Here is a 17,221-nt window from a genome sequence, read left to right as displayed (position 1 = left end):
ATCTGTTATCTGCCGCTGATGGCCCAACAAGCAGACTCATCTGCCAGGGTGCCGGCCGACACGCATACTACTGTAATCCGCCATGTTGCGGATACTTCCCGCCCTAAGCCTAGGGCGATAAAACCTCGTACAGATTCAACAGGCAGAAGTATCGCCGTTAGGCGCGATACCACCAGACATATAGTGGCGGCTCCTATCGTGCATAAAGATAGTACCAGATTAGCGACAGATACTTCACATATTGCATCTGATTCCACCAAAGTGGCGGCGGTGCCTAAGGTAAAGCCGGTATCTTTCTATGATATCTACATGAAAAAACTGGTCGCAGAAAACGTTTTTCTTAAACCAGGAAAACCATCTTATGCAGATGTGAATCCTATCAGGCCTTTTCATGATCTGGACTGGCTGGTATATGTAGTTGCGGGTATTACATTGCTGATAGCCGTTATTCGGTTAGCTTATCAGAAATATTTCCATGACCTTTTCAGAGCCTTTCTCAATCCTACGCTCAGTCAGCGTCAGTTAAAAGATCAATTATCGCAGTCGCCTTTCCCTAACTTTCTGCTAAATGCCTTCTTTATCATTTCCCTTGGAATGTACCTTTACCTGGTATTGTACCGCAAACAGGTATTCCCTCAGGCAGAGCCTTGGATGCTGATTCCAGGACTTATTGCCCTGGTGGCAATTGTATATGGGACTAAATATGTTATGTTAAGATTTTGCGGATGGTTATTTGGTAATGCAGATCTTGCAGATGCTTACATTTTCATCTTATATCTGATTAATAAGATCTTAGGAGTTTTACTGGTGCCGTTCCTGGTAGTGATGGCATTTTGTTCGCCGGAAATTGCCCAAACATTTCTTTATATTTCGATATTTTTCATTATATTACTAATTATATACCGGTATATTAGGTCTTATTCATTGGTAAAGCAGTACCTCTCTTTCAGTAAATTGCATTTTTTTCTTTACCTTTGCGCATTCGAAGTTGCACCTGTTTTAATATTAACTAAGGTGTTACTGAATATCTGGTTAACTGGTAATCCCTGATTACCGCCTATTGTTAACACTAGAGCATAAAAAAGTATGATTAAAGGCGGGCCAAAAAAAGATTTGCAAGGTAAACAAATTCAGTCAATCCTAATTTCTCAACCTAAGCCTGAAACAGAAAAGTCTCCCTACTTTGATCTGGCCAAGAAGTTCAATGTAAAGTTGGATTTTTTTCCGTTCATCCGAGTGGAAGGTTTACCAGCTAAGGAGTTCAGGAAGCAGAAGATTGATATCCTGCATTACACAGCTGTAATTTTCACCAGTCGCAATTCGGTAGATCACTTTTTCCGTATTTGCGAAGAGATGAAGATCAAAGTATCCCAAGACTGCAAGTATTTCTGTATCACAGAAGCAGTGGCACTGTACCTTCAGAAATTTATCCTGTACCGGAAACGTAAAGTGTTTTATGGTGCAGATGGTTCTACCAAAGGGGTATTGGAGGTGATGAACAAGCACAGAGATAACGAAAAGTTCCTGTTCCCTAGCTCAGACAGTCAGAAAAAGGACATTGAAGAGTGGTTGAAAACAAACAAATGTGAGTATGCAACTGCAACCCTTTACAAAACGGTTTCTAACGATGTAAAGGAAATTTTAGGAGGCAAAGCATATGATATGATTGTTTTCTTCAGTCCTTCAGGTGTAAAATCACTGTTTGAAAATGTTCCGGAGTTTGAACAGAACGGAACCAGGATTGGAGCATTCGGTCCTACTACCTCTGCAGCAGTGGAAGAGGCAGGGTTGAGATTAGATGTAAAAGCGCCGGCACCACAGGCACCTAGCATGGTAGCAGCGCTGGAACAATTCCTTGCAGCCAACAACAAGAAGTAAGCGTATATCGCTAAATAATTGACTGGGACAGCCTTAGAGCTGTCCCTTTTGTTTTAATGCTATCTGGTCGCAGTGAATATCTCCTTAACCTATAGATCGTCGTCACATTCGAGCTAAACAGAGGATATCTCCTTCGTTTTCAAAAAAATAATACCAACTGTTCAGGAAAATAAATTTCTTTGCAGTAACACACTAACTGTCTAATCCAATCTAAATCAACCTGGACGCATGAATAAGTTGATCGGTGAGTCGAGTCCTTATCTCCTTCAACACGCGCATAATCCTGTTAACTGGTATCCATGGGGCGAAGAAGCCCTGGAGAAAGCTCGTGTGGAAGATAAGCCTATACTGGTAAGTATCGGTTATGCTGCTTGTCATTGGTGCCATGTAATGGAGCGTGAGAGCTTTGAGGATCCTGAAACGGCGCGTATCATGAACGAGCATTTTGTGAACATCAAAATTGATCGTGAAGAGCGTCCTGACCTGGATCATATTTACATGGACGCGGTGCAAGCTATGACAGGCGCCGGCGGATGGCCACTGAATGTTTTCCTGACACCTGATAAAAAGCCTTTTTATGGCGGCACTTATTTTCCGCCTACTAAAGCCTATAACCGCCCTTCCTGGAAGGATGTACTGTTCTCGTTGGCAGACGCATTTGGAAATAAAAGAGAAGAAATAGAAACACAGGCAGATACCCTTACCCAACATTTGGAACAGGCCAGCCAGTTTGGAATTACTTCGGGCCTTGACTTGAAAATCCCGGTAGACGAGCTATTTACGCGGGCGCAGGCAGATACTATCTGTGAAAATATATTGAAGCAGGCAGATACAACCTGGGGTGGTTTTGGTAGAGCGCCAAAATTTCCACAGACCTTTGCCATCTCTTATCTTCTTCGTTATCACTATGTTACACAACATGAGGGTGCTTTAAAGCAGGCATTATTATCACTGGATAAAATGCTGCAAGGGGGTATCTATGATCAGCTGGGTGGTGGTTTTGCCAGGTATTCTACTGATGAAAAGTGGCTGGCTCCTCACTTTGAGAAGATGTTATATGATAATGCCTTATTAGTAGATGTTTTGTGTGATGCTTATCAGATAACCGGTAATGAGATATATAAAGACACGGTAACGGATACACTGGCATTTATTGCAAGAGAGATGACGAGTCCGGAAGGTGGCTTCTATGCCGCACTGGATGCCGATTCCGAAGGTGTTGAAGGTAAATATTATACCTGGAGCAAATCAGAGCTCCATCATATATTGGGAGAACAGGCAGGGCCTTTCTGCGAATATTATGATGTTTCAGGGCATGGCAACTGGGAAGAGACCAATATATTATGGGTGCAGCAGCCATTGAAAGCCTTTGCGGAGGCACATGGATATGATGCGGATGTATTGAAGGCTATGTTGGCCGGATGCCGTGAAAAGCTGCTGGCAGTGCGGGAACAACGTGTACATCCAGGCTTGGATGATAAAGTGTTATTGGGATGGAATGCATTGATGGCACATGCCTATTGTAAAGCCTACATGGCGTTTGGAGAAGAAGGCTATCGGGAAGCGGCTATACGGAATATTAAATTTTGTATGCAGCAATTCCGCATAAAACAGGGTGATTCTGCGTTTTATCATACCTGGAAGGAGGGGAAGGCAAAATATCCGGCATTTCTGGATGATTATGCATACCTGATTCGGGCACTGATAGCAGCGGAGGAAGTAACTGGAGAGCTGGCGTATTTAGACACGGCGAAGGAGCTTACTTCTTTTGTACAGTCACACTTTGCAGATGAGAGCGGACAATATTTCTATTATACGATAGACGACCAAAACGACGTTATAGTAAGGAAGAAGGAAGTATATGACGGGGCCACCCCCAGTGGAAATGCAGTGATGGCGCAAAACCTTTGGGCGCTTTCTATTGTTTTCGGAGAAAAAGCACTGGCGGAGAGGGCGATTGGAGCAGTATCTGGATTAGCACAAACAGCAGTTAGATACCCTACTTCATTCGGCGTTTGGGCGTCGCAGTTATTACAGTTCGTTAAAGGTACAGCCGAAATCGCGATAGTTGGGAAAGAATATCAGCCAAAAATGCAAGAAACGGGAAAGTGGTTTGTTCCTTTCCGCGTTTTGATAGGTGCAGAAAAAAATAATAACAATTTTCCTTTGTTAACAGACAGGTTCAAGGACAATGAAACCCTGATTTACTTATGCAAAGATTATCATTGTATTAAGCCTGTTTTTTATATGAGTGAAATTATTAATTTAATTTAATAATTATGTAACTTGCACCCTATACGGAGCGCGCACAAAACGGTAAATGTTATTCCATGCATATAATAAAATGTTAAAAAATACGTTTAAATTAATTACCGGGTCGTCGTATGTGGAATTGAAAAAGTTGTGTAAAAAGTAACTACGGATTAAAATTAATTATTACATTTGCTATCTTTCATATAAACAAAGCGGGTGAAAATATGAGAAAAGTGTTCCCTTGTATGCTGGCAAAAAACACCTGGCTGGTTAATAGAAAAACATATTCTGATGAAAGCTACCCTTATGAAGCTTAACTATTTAAGAACTCTGTTGGCAGTTTTGCTGGTGTCCCTGCTGGCCAGCTGTGGCGGTAGTAAAACCCCCAAGAACGCGCAAGGGCAACTGATTGGCGTTAGTCCAAGGCCAAAGTATTATCCCCCTGTACCTTATGGAATGGTATACGTACCAGCCGGAACCTTTCACATGGGTCCGAGCGATGAAGATGTAAACTATGCGTTTACAGCACGTAACAAATCTATTTCCATTTCCGGCTTTTACATGGATGCTACCGAAATTACCAATAACGAGTATCGTCAGTTCGTGGACTGGGTGCGCGATTCTATCGCTCATATCCTCCTCGGACATGTAAAACAGGAAGATGGTCAGGATATCATCGACTGGAAACAGAAGATCAATTGGAAAGACAAGGGTACCTATGAGAAACTGGATGCCATGATCTATTCTGAAGCAGATCGTCTGTATGGTCGTAAAGACATCGACGTTGGAAAACTGATTTACCACCAGGAAACTTTCAACTGGGATAAAGCCAAGCTGAGAGAAAACGCGGGTAAACCACGTTCCCAGTTTATTGTTAAGAAAGACGTACCTATTTATCCGGATACCTTATGCTGGATCAGGGACTTCTCATATGCTTACAACGAGCCGATGACCCGTATGTACTTCTGGCATCCGGCTTTCGATAACTATCCTGTTGTAGGTGTGAACTGGCACCAGGCTACTGCCTTCTGCGAATGGAGAAGTAAATTCTGGGAAGACTATCGTAATTCTAAGAAATTATTTACGGAAGATAAATTCCAGCTGCCTTCTGAAGCACAGTGGGAATACGCTGCACGTGGCGGTAGAGAACAAACTCCTTATCCTTGGGGTGGTTACTATATCCGCAACAAAAAAGGTTGTCTCCTGGCTAACTTCAAACCTGGCCGTGGTAACTATCCTGAAGATGGTGGCTTCTACACCGTACGTGCCGACGCTTACTGGCCTAATGATTATGGTCTGTATTGCATGGCAGGTAACGTAGCTGAGTGGACTGCAGATATCTACTACGAAAATGCTTATTCCTTTACCTCAGATATGAACCCATATTTAAGAATGGACGTTCCAGATGATGCTCCGCTGAAAATGAAGCGTAAAGCCATCAGGGGTGGTTCATGGAAAGATATTGGCTATTTCCTGCAGACAGGTACCAGAACTTATGAGTATCAAGACAGTGCTAAATCTTATGTTGGCTTCAGATGTACTATCGCATTAAGCCGCAGAATGAAAGGCCGTCACTAAAAATATTAGAATAGAAAAAAATTAGAATAGCGGAAATTATTAATATAACTGAAAACCTTTTATATTATGTACTACTCTATCTGCAAATCGTTGAGTATCAACAACTATTCCATACAAAAATTTAACACTAAACACTTTAACCAGATTAAATTTTAACCTATGGCTATGAATCCTAACAAAGCTAAATGGCTGAACTTTTTCGTATGTATTGCGGCTTCTGTTGTAATTATCGGTGCACTCTTTAAACTGCAACACTGGCCAGGTGCTGACATTGCTTTGATCTTAGGTCTGAGCACAGAAGCCCTTATCTTCTTCGTATATGCCTTTGTACCAGACAGCGGCGCTTCTCATGAAGGCCAAGCTGTTGTAGTAGCTGGCGGACCATCTTCAACTGCTGCATTAGACAAAATGCTGGTAGAAGCAGATATCACTCCTGCTAACCTCCAACGCCTCAGCGAAAACTTCCAGAAATTAGGAACTACCGTTGACAAAATGAGAGACATCAGCGACGTTGTAGCTGCAACTGGCGACTACACTGCTAAAACCAGAGAAGCTGCTTCAGCTATCGGTAACGTAGCTAATGCTTACACTCAGGCTGCTACTGCTGTATCTTCTTTCAACAGCGCTTCAGAATCAACTAAAGAATTCCATGTTCAGATGCAGGGTATGACCAAAAATCTGGCTTCTCTGAATGCGATCTATGAACTGGAACTCCAGGATACAAACAACCATCTCAAAGCAATGAACAAATTCTACAGCAATCTGCAGAATACTTCAGCTGCAATGAGCAACAGCATCGACGATGCTAAGAAAACACAAGAACAAATCACACTGCTTGCTAAAAACCTCAGTAACCTGAATACCGTTTACGGTAACATGCTGAGTGCTATGCACGGTGCGAAATAAGGTATTGCTAATAGTTTTTTGAGTAACACAAATTTTTAAATCCGAAAACAAACTATGGCACTACCTAAAGATCCCCGGCAGAAGATGATCAACATCATGTACCTGGTCCTCACGGCCATGCTGGCGTTGAACGTGTCTGCTGAAATATTGAACGCATTCAGTATCGTAAATAACTCTATCATCAATTCGAACAGCTCCCTGGCTGCAAAAAATGCCTTCATCTACGAACAGTTTACCAAACAGATGGAGAAAGATGCAGGCAAAGTAGGCCCTTATAAAGAAAAGGCTGAACAGGTTAAAGCTGCTTCTAAAGAAGTATTTGATTTCATCGAAAGCTTGAAAGATAGCATCATCAAAAGATCCGACGGATTAGATGAATACGGTGAAATCAAAGGTAAAAGCAACCTCGATGTGCCTACTTATCTGATGGAAAATCAGAAACAAGGTCCAGCCCTGGAAGCTAAACTGACTAAACTCCGCAATCAACTGTTGTCTTACGTTAGTCCAACTTCTAAAGCTCAGTTTGAGAAATCTCTGCCACTGAGAATTGAAGTTGGTAAATCAAGCCATGGTGGTGATACTAAAAAGTCCTGGACTACTTATCACTTCAACATGGTTCCTACTGTAGCTGCAGTTACTATTCTGAGTAAATTCCAGAATGATATCAAAAACTCTGAATCTGCTATCATCGATGATCTCTTCAAACAGATCAGTGAGAAAGATTTCAAATTTGATAAAATCAGACCATTTATCTCCCTGAACTCTAAAAACCTGATGGAAGGCCAAACCGTAACTGCTCAAATCGCAGTGGGTGCCTACAGTTCAACTGTAAATCCTTCTATCACCGTTAATGGTCAAACAATCGAAGCGAAAGACGGTCTTGGTACTTTCACCTCCGTAGTAAACGGTATTGGTGAAAAAACCATCTCTGGTACTGTTACCCTGCCTAGCCCTAACGGTGGCGAAGCACAGTCTTTCCCATTCACTGAAACTTATAACGTAGGTGCTTCTGCTACCTCTATCTCTGCTGATAAAATGAACGTGCTGTATATCGGTGTTCAAAACCCGATCTCCATCACTGCTGCTGGTGTACCTGCTGAAAAGGTATCCGCTACTATCGCAGGTGGTAATATCACTAAAACTGGTGCTGGTAACTACGTAGTTACTGTTAACCAGACAGGTAAAGCTACTATCAATGTTGTTGCTAACATCGATGGTAAAACCAAAGACCTGGGTAGAAAGGAATTCCGTGTAAAACGCGTTCCAGATCCATCCCTGCAAGTTGGTACCTACAAAGGTGGTACAGTTAAAGCTGCTGAATTCAGAAACCAGCGTGGTGTTCGTGCCGTTCTGGAAGACTTCGAATTTGACGGTGTAAAATATGATGTGGTAAGCTATCGCGTAGGTATCGAGTCAAGAGGTAAAGAATACCAGGAAGGTGATGCTTCCTCTCCTTACTTCCCATCTAGTCTGGATGCTGCAATCCGCGCATTACGCCCAGGGGATATCGTTCACATTGAGAACCCGAAAGTGAAAGGTCCGGACGGTGTTGTACGCACGATGGCAAACACTATGTATAAATTAAACTAACGGATTTATAATTGCTGAAATATGCGAGCAGTAATGTTTAACAGAATTGGTTGGTGCACTATGTTGCTGGTTATGCTGGCAACCACTGCTGCAGAAGCGCAGAGCACACGTCGTGGTGGCTCTACACGTCGCAGACCTGCAACACAGCGCCAGGCACAACAAGACCCCAACGCGGTGGTTAATCCGGCAACGGGTAATGCTGTTGCTACTCCTCCCCCTCCTGCAGCCGCAGCTCCTGTTGCAGCAGCACCAGTTGATACTCCGCGTAAATCGCTGCGTATCGACGGAGTAGTAGAGAGAAACCTCGCCAGAGAACGTGTTCCTATTGTTTATGATTACATCCGCGAGGATGATAGATTCTGGGAAAAACGTGTATGGCAGATCATCGATATCAGGGAAAAAATTAACCTGCCTTTCCAATTCAACGTGGAAGATGAAGCAGGTACTAACCAGCTGTTTATCAACATCCTGCTCACGGCAATTAAAAATAAGGAAGTAGAAGCCTTTAGTCCAATTGATGATCGCTTCACTACGCTCATGCCTTTCACTGATATCGAAAAGAAACTCAGTGGCGAGGAAAGAACCGTAACAAGTATCGACCCGGTTACCGGCGAAGAAAAGCAGGTAACTACCCGCGACGACTTCGATCCTACTACCATCAGACAGTATAAGATCAAAGAAGTATGGGTATTCGATAAAGAAGCATCTCAGCTGAAGGTACGTATCCTCGGTATCGCACCACTCATGACCCGTCTCAACGACGACGGATCATACCGTGCATCCATCCCGCTGTTCTGGGTATACTATCCAGACCTGCGCCCAGTATTGGCTAAATACGACGTTTATAACCAAAATAACGACGCATCTACCATCTCCTGGGAAGACCTCTTCGAAATGCGCTTCTTTGGCAGTTATATCGTGAAAGAACAAAACACTTATAACCGCGAAATCAAAGATTACATCAAAGATGGTGTAATGCGCCTCATGGAAGGTCAGGCGATCAAAGATCGTATCTTCAACAAAGAACAGGATCTCTGGCAATATTAATTCGCTACAACCTAACCTTATCATATGTAAGCGGTCTCTACTTAGTAGAGACCGCTTATTTTTTGGCCCTAACTGTGCCCCTTTTTATACTTAGATTTGTGCTAAATACCTCCTGTTATGGCCCCAGTTAATTCCCAACAATTACTATCGGAGCTAAAAGAAGAAATTGCTACCATCAGGCAGGTAGTCGTTAGCCACTTCGGTGGCCAAAGCGACGCCACATTACTTCATATGCCAACACCTGATGCCTGGAGTGCAGTGCAATGTCTGGATCATCTCAACGCATTCGGCCGCTTTTATCTCCCCGCCATTGGCGAAGCAATAGAAAAGGCAGTAAGAAAAGGAATTAAGCCAAAAGCAGAATTTAAATCAGGATGGTTAGGCGCCTGGTTTACCCAGCTCCTGGAACCTCAGACTAACGGATTCCCTAAAACTAAAATGAGCGCACCCAGGAACTTCCGCCCGGGAAATACACTCTCTGTTGATAACGTCTTATCTGAATTTATTCAACAACAGGAAAACATGGAACAACTACTGGTAGCCGCTACCAGAGTAGACTTGGAAAAAGTTAAAGTCCCTGTCTCCATGTCCAAATGGATAAAAATATCTGCTGGAGATACCTTTGGTTATCTGGTAGCGCATATACGAAGACATATACTACAGGCGCAACGTGCCATAGTAGCGGCAAATATGTACGCTGTATAAACAAAAACGGCTGTCAGAGACAGCCGCGGGAAATAGGTTTTATTCTGTTATAGGCCCGTTTCCAGGTGTACCTCCATGAAAATGTGCATAGATAAGTTTTGCTTTAGAACCACCTACTTCTTTCGTAAGATCATCCAGCGATAACTGTTTCACCTTATTCACAGATCTGAAGGTTTTTAGCAACTGTGTAGCCGTGTTTTCTCCTATACCTTTAATACTTTCCAGTTCATTCTTAAAGGTGCCTTTACTGCGCTTATTGCGGTGGAAAGTGATACCAAACCGGTGTACTTCATCACGCACACGGCGTATTAGTTTCAGGCTCTCACTGTTGAATGGCAATTTGATACTTTCCGAGTCTCCGGGGAAGAAGATTTCTTCTTCATTTTTTGCGAGTCCTACTACTGTCATGCTGCCGATGAGATCCAACTCCCGGATACTTTCCATTGCGGATCCCAGCTGGCCTTTACCGCCATCAATAATCACCAGTTGAGGTAGTGGCTGGGCTTCAGCTAAAAGCCTGCTATAACGGCGATAAACCACCTCTTTCATAGAGGCAAAGTCATTGATACCTTCTACCGTCTTAATATTGAAATGACGATAATCTTTTTTTGAAGCTACGCCATCTTTAAATACTACACAGGCAGAAACCGGATAAGCGCCCTGGAAGTTGGAGTTATCGAAACACTCAATGTGCAACGGAAGGGCAGGCAGTTCAAGATCGGCCTGTAATTGATACAGTACCTGCTTACGTTCCATGTCACTTTTTCCTTCCAGATGTAATATCTTCTTCCTATATAATTCCTCTTTAAAATAATTCACGTTCTTTTCCGACAATTCCAGCAATTTCTTCTTGTCACCGCCTTTAGGAACGGTAATCGTTACATTGCTTTCAGGATATTCTATCGGGAATGGAACGACGATTTCGTTATTGATACTTTTGAAAACATCACGCATATACGCAATGGCATATACCAATACTTCCTCCTCTCCTTCTTCCAGTTGTTTTTCCAGCGTAACTGTTTTGGTATCAGCGATAGTTCCATTAAGAATACGCAGATAATTCACGTAGGCATGATTTCCTTCGCTCAAAATGGAAAAGACATCCATATTACCCAAGCGGGTATTAACAATGGTTGATTTGGCTGAATATTCACGCAGACTATCAATTTTCTTGCGCATGATCTCCGCCTTTTCAAACTCCATATTGGCAGCATGTTCCATCATCTGTTCCTTAAACATGCTGATGACAGGCGTTAGATTTCCTTTTAGCACGTTTCGTACCTGCTGCAGGCCTTCACGGTAATCTTCCTCTGTTTGCAGTCCTTCACAGGGGCCTTTGCAATTGCCCAGGTGATACTCCAGGCAAACCTTATATTTCCCTTTGCGCACATTTTGTTCGGAAAGGTTAAGGTTGCAGGTTCTCAGCGGAATGTTATTTTTAATTACTTCGAGCAATTCGCGCACACGACCTACAGAAGTGAATGGGCCAAGATATTCAGATCCATCTTTAATCACATTTCTGGTAAGAAATACGCGAGGAAATGCTTCATGTTTAATGACGATATAAGGGTATGTTTTATCGTCCTTCAGATTGATGTTATACTTAGGCTGGAATTGCTTGATCAGCGAGTTTTCCAGTAAGAATGCATCCTGTTCTGAGTCTACGATCGTAAACTCTATATGATGAATATGTTGAACGAGTTTCCTCGTTTTATAGTTGTCGTGATTTTTTACAAAATAGGAGCTGACCCTTTTACGCAGACTTTTAGCTTTACCTACATACAGTAACGTGCCATGTTCGTCATAGTATTTGTAAATCCCGGCTTCAACGGGGATGGTATGTGAAATGCTCTGAAATTCCGCTCCTGTCATTTTTTACAATTGATTTTTGTCTTCTTTTTTAGCAGTAATCTCTACTTCCTTGGGGGCCAGGAAAGCAATCTTCTGGTAGGTGTTGATCATAATGGCTTTCCCACGCTGGTATACCAGGTGTTGTCTGTATTCATAGACGATACTTGAAGTATAAGACTGAACGGTTACCTGTTGAATGGTGCCGTTTTTATCTGTTTCCATGGTGATCTCGTCTGGACTGGTTTGCTTTCCTCTCGATTTGTAAATGATAGATTTTCTGCCAGAGAACGGATCTGTGAGGCTGGTTGTGTCATATTCATTTACCAGGGAGGGTTTATTAAGATCAATATCCCGGAAAGGTTTGAGAAGATGCTGAATTGCATTGGTATCCTTACTGTTTATGGTAACGGATTCTGATTGCCCGTTGAAGGTAACCTTTTTTTGAAAGGTACTACCGGATTGAATCAGTTGTTGTTCTTCTCCCTTAAAATAGGCTGGTAAATTGATGAATTTATCCTGTTTGCCTGTTTTAGCAATATTTGCATTGTTGTTACATGCAATGCTGCTAGTTAGTATGATGATTAGTATAATGCCAGAATGGTACTTCATGGGTGCAAAATTACTATTAAATAGGGGCATAAAAAATGCGCCGTGAAAACGGCGCATCGATGCATGAGCAAATCTGTCGAGAGCACTAAAAATATGAGAATCAGTCTTGTGGACTGAAAAATATACTAATTGGTGATTGTTAAACGCCGGGTGATAGTCAAATGTTACAGGGTATCAGAAAAAAGGATATTTAATTATCTAGTACCTGGTAAGTTGGCTAGTACCGGAGGTTTACAATGAAAAAGGTTGTCACAAATATATGCGACAACCTTTAGACTTATATAAAAAATCAGATTTTTTACACCAATGAATTTCCTGTCATTTCTTTTGGAGCAGGTACGCCCATAAAATGCAGGATAGTTGGGGCTAAATCACCCAGTTTACCATCTTTCACTGTTCCTTTAAAGTCCTTATCAATAATGAAGAACGGTACGAGGTTGAGTGTATGAGCGGTATTAGGAGTACCATCAGCATTGATCATGAAATCTGCATTACCATGATCTGCAGTGAGGAACACCGTATAGTCGTTGGCGAGAGCAGCAGTTACTACTCTTTCCACGCAATGGTCTACGGTTTCAACCGCTTTCACTGCAGCTTCGAATATGCCGGTATGGCCCACCATGTCAGCGTTAGCAAAGTTCAGTGCGATGAAGTCAGCAGATTTGCTTTCGATTTCAGGAACGATAGCATCGGTAAGTTCATTGGCACTCATTTCTGGCTTGAGGTCATAGGTAGCTACTTTAGGAGAAGGTACCATGATTCTGCGTTCGCCATCAAACTCTTTTTCGCGGCCACCGGAGAAGAAGAAAGAAACGTGTGGATATTTCTCTGTTTCAGCGATGCGGATTTGTTTCAGGCCAGCGCCAGCAACTACTTCGCCGAGGGTCATGTTGAGGTTATCATTTTCGAAGATGACATGAACATTTTTGTATGTTTTGTCATATTCGGTCATGGTAGTGTAGTACAGCTGCAGTGGCTTCATATCAAATTCTGGGAACGCTTGCTGGCTGAGTACCTGTGTGATTTCACGAGGGCGGTCAGTACGGAAGTTGAAACAGAGTACAGCATCGTCTTCCTGGATGGTTGCCAGCGGTTGACCATTATCACCAGTTACGATGATAGGTTTGATAAATTCGTCGGTAACGCCTTCTGCATAGGATGCTTTCACTGCGGTGATAACGTCTTGGGTTGGAGTGCCAACGCCATTCACCAGGGCATCGTAAGCGAGTTTTACACGTTCCCAGCGTTTGTCACGGTCCATAGCGTAATAACGGCCCGTTACAGAGGCGATTTTACCACCTGAAGTTTGGAGGTGAGCGCTGAGGTCTTCCAGGAAGCCCAGGCCGCTTTTAGGGTCTGTATCACGACCATCGGTGAAAGCGTGGATAAATACTTTCTCAACACCATTCTCTTTAGCGATAGATGTTAATGCTTTGAGATGATTGATATGCGAGTGTACGCCGCCATCGCTTACCAAACCAATAAGATGCAGTGCTTTATTGTTGTTTTTCGCGTGAGCGAGGGTATCCAGTAATACTTGGTTTGTAGCCAGTTCGCCATCACGAATTGCTACGTTGATACGTTGCAGCTCCTGGTAAACGATACGGCCGGCGCCGATATTGAGGTGACCTACTTCTGAGTTACCCATCTGTCCGTCAGGTAAACCTACCTGTTCGCCGCAGGTAACCAGGTTACTATGTGGGTATTTGTTATACAGGCTGCTTACAAAAGGAGTTTTAGCGTTTGCAATGGCATCTGCAGAAGGTACTTTTCCTTCGCCCCATCCATCCATAATTACGAGAATGGCTCTTTTCTTTTCCATATCCAATCCGGTTAAGATTATATTTAATTAGGTAAGTTTTTAATACTCAGGGGGTGAAAATACTCATAAAGCGTAAAAATACTTTCTAAATATTTCGGGGGTTAAAACTACTCGAAAATTCTGGAACCCTTTTTGGCAGGGCTTACTTGCCATTTATACATGATAATTACGTTACATGTTATTCTTTTATTATTATTTACCCTTTCATTGCTACCACGATGATGGGATTTTGTTGAATTACAGGCCCTTTGGCATAGTTTTAGCTTTTAATTTGAGTTGGAAAAATCACATTTTTAATTAAATAACTGACAATGAAAAAGCTTTTGATTGTGCTGGCGATATTGTTGGGGGGAGTTATTTCAGCATTTACGCTGTCGGCAAGCTCATACGAAGTTACAGTTGCTGGGCCTTTTGAAGATGTAATTGGAGCTATTAAAGCAGGGGATGCCGGTAGCTTATCCCGTTACCTGGACAATACTGTTGAAATCAATCTCGCCGGTAAATCCAGCGCATATAGCAAGGCACAGGCTGATATTATTCTGAAAGATTTCTTTACCAAAAACCAGGTAAAGTCATTTGAACTGATTCACCAGGGTGGTGAAGGTTCCCGTTTTGGTATTGGTAACCTGACTACTTCTGGCGGTAACTACCGTGTTACTTTTTTCCTGCAGAAAAAAGGTGCATCCATGGTGTTGAATGAACTTAGATTCGAAACAAAGTAAGTTTTACTATATAAAATCAGTTGAAAAACTCTGGTGCTCCGCATTATATTGCGGAGCACTTTTTATTTTTGCGGCGGTTTAGTTTCATTGGCGGGTAACTACCCTTGAAATTATCTCCCTAAAAAACATCAAAACATAAACATCGCCGCAGGCGAACAAAATATCATTTATGTTAAACGAAACTGCGCTTAATACCTTTATCAGAAGTGCCCTGGCTGAAGATATCGGCTCCGGGGACCATTCTACCCTGGCTAGTATTTCAGGTGATACCAAAGGTAGCGCGAGGCTGAAAATTAAAGAAGATGGTATCCTGGCGGGCATGCAGGTGGCAGAAGCTGTTTTCCGGCATCTTGACATGTTTACAGTTTTCACACCTTACAAACAAGATGGTGACAGCATGAAAGCGGGTGAAGTTGCATTCGACGTAACTGCTGCCATACATACCATCCTGATGGCAGAACGCCTGGTGTTAAACTGTATGCAGCGTATGAGCGGCATTGCGACGCTCACCCATCAATATGCAGAGAAAATCAAAGGTTATCATACCAAAATCCTAGATACGCGTAAAACCACCCCAAACTTCCGCATGCTGGAAAAAGAGGCGGTGCGTATTGGCGGCGGTGTAAACCATCGTATGGGTTTGTATGATATGGTGATGCTAAAAGATAATCATATTGATTTTTCGGGTGGAATTACTGCCGCTGTCAGCAAAACAGTGGCCTATCTGAAAGAAAGGAATCTTCCCCTGAAAATTGAAGTGGAAACCCGTAATATCGAAGATGTCAGAGAAGCCCTGGCAACAGGACACGCAGATCGTATTATGTTCGATAACTTTAGTCCCGAGGAAATTGTTGAAGCTATGAAATTAATCAATGGAAAAGTTGAAACGGAAGCTTCCGGTGGTATCAACCTGGATACGATCGAAGCATATGCTAAAACCGGTGTAGACTATGTTTCTGTTGGTGCTATTATCCATCATGCAGTAAGTCTGGACCTCAGCCTGAAAGCGATTATTATCTAATTATTTTGAAGAAGATTTTATTTATCATCAACCGTAAAGCGGGAACTGACAGGGAGAAAAGGCTGGAAGGTGCTATCACCCGGCATTTCCCGAAAGACCGGTATGATGTCCAGGTAACCCACCTGGCTTACCTTGGCCATGGTAAAGATCTGGCCCTGGAAGCAGTCAATAACGGGGTTCACACGGTAGTAGCTGTTGGTGGAGATGGTTCCATTAATGAAATTGCACAAGGACTGGTAGGAAGTAATACCGCCCTCGCCATTATTCCGCTGGGAAGCGGCAATGGCCTGGCGCGTGCTTTGAAGATACCGCTGGATGTAAACAAAGCTATGCAGGTAATCCTTGCTGACACCAGGAAACCGATGGACGTTGGTTATGCCAATGAGCATCTTTTCCTCAGCAATGCCGGCGTTGGTTTTGATGCTTTGGTAGCGGATGAATTCAGACATACTTCCAAGCGTGGATTATATGGCTATGCTAAACTGGTAATACAGAAATTCAGCAGTTATAAGCCAGAAGCCTATGATATCAGTATTGACGGCCAAAAGATGGAAGAAAAGGCTTTCCTGCTAACAGTAGCCAATGGTAATCAGTTTGGATATGAATTCAAACTGGCGCCCAAAGCCAGCGTTTTTGATGGCTTGCTGGACCTCTGTGTGATGCCGCCAGTTAATTTCCTGCAGTTGATTCCGGTAAGTCTGTATTCTTTGCTGGGAAATATTGATAAAACACGTTATCTTAAACATTACACAGGAAAGACGATCAACGTTTCAGGAAGAAGCCTGCAGTACCTTCAGGTAGACGGTGATGCAGTGCCACTTACAGGCGACACACTGGAACTGAAAGTAAGGCCGGGCGCCATACAAATGATCGTTAATAGTTAACGTTTAAAATGTAGAAAGATGTCTAAGAAAAAATCGAATAACAGCGGTATTGTATATTCTACAGATCCTAACTACTCCTTTGATCCTGAACCGGAAACAGAAGCAGATACGCTGGCGCCGGAGAGTCAGAATTTACGCGTAAAGCTCGACACCAAACAACGTGCTGGCAAAGTAGTAACGGTCGTAGATGGTTTTATTGGTAAAGAGGCAGATTTGGAGAAGCTGGGCAAAGACCTGAAAACAAAATGTGGTACAGGCGGTAGTGTAAAGGATGGACAAGTATTGATTCAGGGAGATTACAAGGAAAAAGTTGTAAAGTGGCTACAGGATTGGGGATACAAAAGAACTAAATAAT

At 42.8% G+C, this 17,221-nt stretch carries 15 protein-coding genes; 12 read left to right on the top strand and 3 right to left on the bottom strand.

The window, feature by feature from the left end; all coding sequences use genetic code 11:
- Positions 1-18: 18 nt before the first annotated feature.
- The 8 genes from ACE38W_RS10750 (at position 19) to ACE38W_RS10715 (ending at position 9,957) form a co-directional block, all read left to right on the top strand.
- Positions 19-1,050 (top strand): DUF4271 domain-containing protein, encoded by a 1,032-nt coding sequence (locus ACE38W_RS10750; protein ID WP_375830744.1) that lies wholly within the window; start codon positions 19-21, stop codon positions 1,048-1,050.
- Positions 1,051-1,086: 36 nt separating this feature from the next.
- A complete protein-coding gene (locus ACE38W_RS10745; protein ID WP_375830743.1) occupies positions 1,087-1,878 on the top strand; it encodes a uroporphyrinogen-III synthase in 792 nt (263 codons plus the stop codon).
- Positions 1,879-2,106: 228 nt separating this feature from the next.
- Positions 2,107-4,152, top strand: a complete 2,046-nt coding sequence (locus ACE38W_RS10740) for a thioredoxin domain-containing protein (protein WP_375830741.1) — start codon at positions 2,107-2,109, stop codon at positions 4,150-4,152.
- Positions 4,153-4,422: 270 nt separating this feature from the next.
- Positions 4,423-5,709, top strand: coding sequence for an SUMF1/EgtB/PvdO family nonheme iron enzyme (locus ACE38W_RS10735; RefSeq protein WP_375830739.1), 1,287 nt, complete (start codon positions 4,423-4,425; stop codon positions 5,707-5,709).
- 165 nt (positions 5,710-5,874) lie between these two features.
- A complete protein-coding gene (gldL, locus tag ACE38W_RS10730; RefSeq protein ID WP_375830737.1) occupies positions 5,875-6,615 on the top strand; it encodes a gliding motility protein GldL in 741 nt (246 codons plus the stop codon).
- A gap of 54 nt (positions 6,616-6,669) precedes the next feature.
- The gene (gene gldM, locus ACE38W_RS10725) at positions 6,670-8,205 is read left to right on the top strand and encodes a gliding motility protein GldM (RefSeq protein ID WP_375830736.1); all 1,536 of its coding nucleotides are present in this window, start codon (positions 6,670-6,672) and stop codon (positions 8,203-8,205) included.
- A 33-nt stretch (positions 8,206-8,238) separates the two neighbouring features.
- Positions 8,239-9,252 (top strand): gliding motility protein GldN, encoded by a 1,014-nt coding sequence (gene gldN / locus ACE38W_RS10720; protein ID WP_375830735.1) that lies wholly within the window; start codon positions 8,239-8,241, stop codon positions 9,250-9,252.
- Between the two features lie 117 nt (positions 9,253-9,369).
- The gene (locus ACE38W_RS10715) at positions 9,370-9,957 is read left to right on the top strand and encodes a DinB family protein (protein WP_375830734.1); all 588 of its coding nucleotides are present in this window, start codon (positions 9,370-9,372) and stop codon (positions 9,955-9,957) included.
- 39 nt (positions 9,958-9,996) lie between these two features.
- On the opposite strand, the gene uvrC is transcribed toward ACE38W_RS10715, so the two are convergent.
- From uvrC to gpmI, 3 genes are all read right to left on the bottom strand, one after another.
- Positions 9,997-11,829: an excinuclease ABC subunit UvrC gene (gene uvrC / locus ACE38W_RS10710; protein WP_375830732.1), complete on the bottom strand. Its 1,833-nt coding sequence runs from the start codon at positions 11,827-11,829 to the stop codon at positions 9,997-9,999.
- Positions 11,830-11,832: 3 nt separating this feature from the next.
- Entirely contained in the window at positions 11,833-12,417 is a 585-nt protein-coding gene (locus tag ACE38W_RS10705) for a hypothetical protein (RefSeq protein ID WP_375830731.1), read from the bottom strand.
- Positions 12,418-12,715: 298 nt separating this feature from the next.
- Positions 12,716-14,239, bottom strand: a complete 1,524-nt coding sequence (gpmI, locus tag ACE38W_RS10700) for a 2,3-bisphosphoglycerate-independent phosphoglycerate mutase (RefSeq protein WP_375830730.1) — start codon at positions 14,237-14,239, stop codon at positions 12,716-12,718.
- Positions 14,240-14,550: 311 nt separating this feature from the next.
- Here gpmI and ACE38W_RS10695 point away from each other — a divergent pair, with 311 nt between their 5' ends.
- The 4 genes from ACE38W_RS10695 to ACE38W_RS10680 all read left to right on the top strand — a co-directional run bounded on the left by ACE38W_RS10695 (position 14,551) and on the right by ACE38W_RS10680 (position 17,220).
- A complete protein-coding gene (locus ACE38W_RS10695; RefSeq protein ID WP_375830728.1) occupies positions 14,551-14,961 on the top strand; it encodes a DUF4783 domain-containing protein in 411 nt (136 codons plus the stop codon).
- Positions 14,962-15,130: 169 nt separating this feature from the next.
- On the top strand, positions 15,131-15,982 hold the full coding sequence (nadC, locus tag ACE38W_RS10690; protein WP_375830727.1) for a carboxylating nicotinate-nucleotide diphosphorylase: 852 nt from the start codon (positions 15,131-15,133) through the stop codon (positions 15,980-15,982).
- Between the two features lie 5 nt (positions 15,983-15,987).
- A complete protein-coding gene (locus ACE38W_RS10685) occupies positions 15,988-16,866 on the top strand; it encodes a diacylglycerol/lipid kinase family protein (RefSeq protein WP_375830725.1) in 879 nt (292 codons plus the stop codon).
- An 18-nt stretch (positions 16,867-16,884) separates the two neighbouring features.
- Positions 16,885-17,220, top strand: a complete 336-nt coding sequence (locus ACE38W_RS10680) for a translation initiation factor (protein ID WP_375830723.1) — start codon at positions 16,885-16,887, stop codon at positions 17,218-17,220.
- The last annotated feature ends 1 nt before the right edge of the window (position 17,221 follow it).

Source organism: Chitinophaga sp. Hz27 (genome assembly GCF_042263525.1).
GTDB lineage: Bacteria > Bacteroidota > Bacteroidia > Chitinophagales > Chitinophagaceae > Chitinophaga.
The sequence above is the reverse complement of the archived record's forward strand: the minus strand, read 5'-3'. Positions and strand labels throughout refer to the sequence as shown.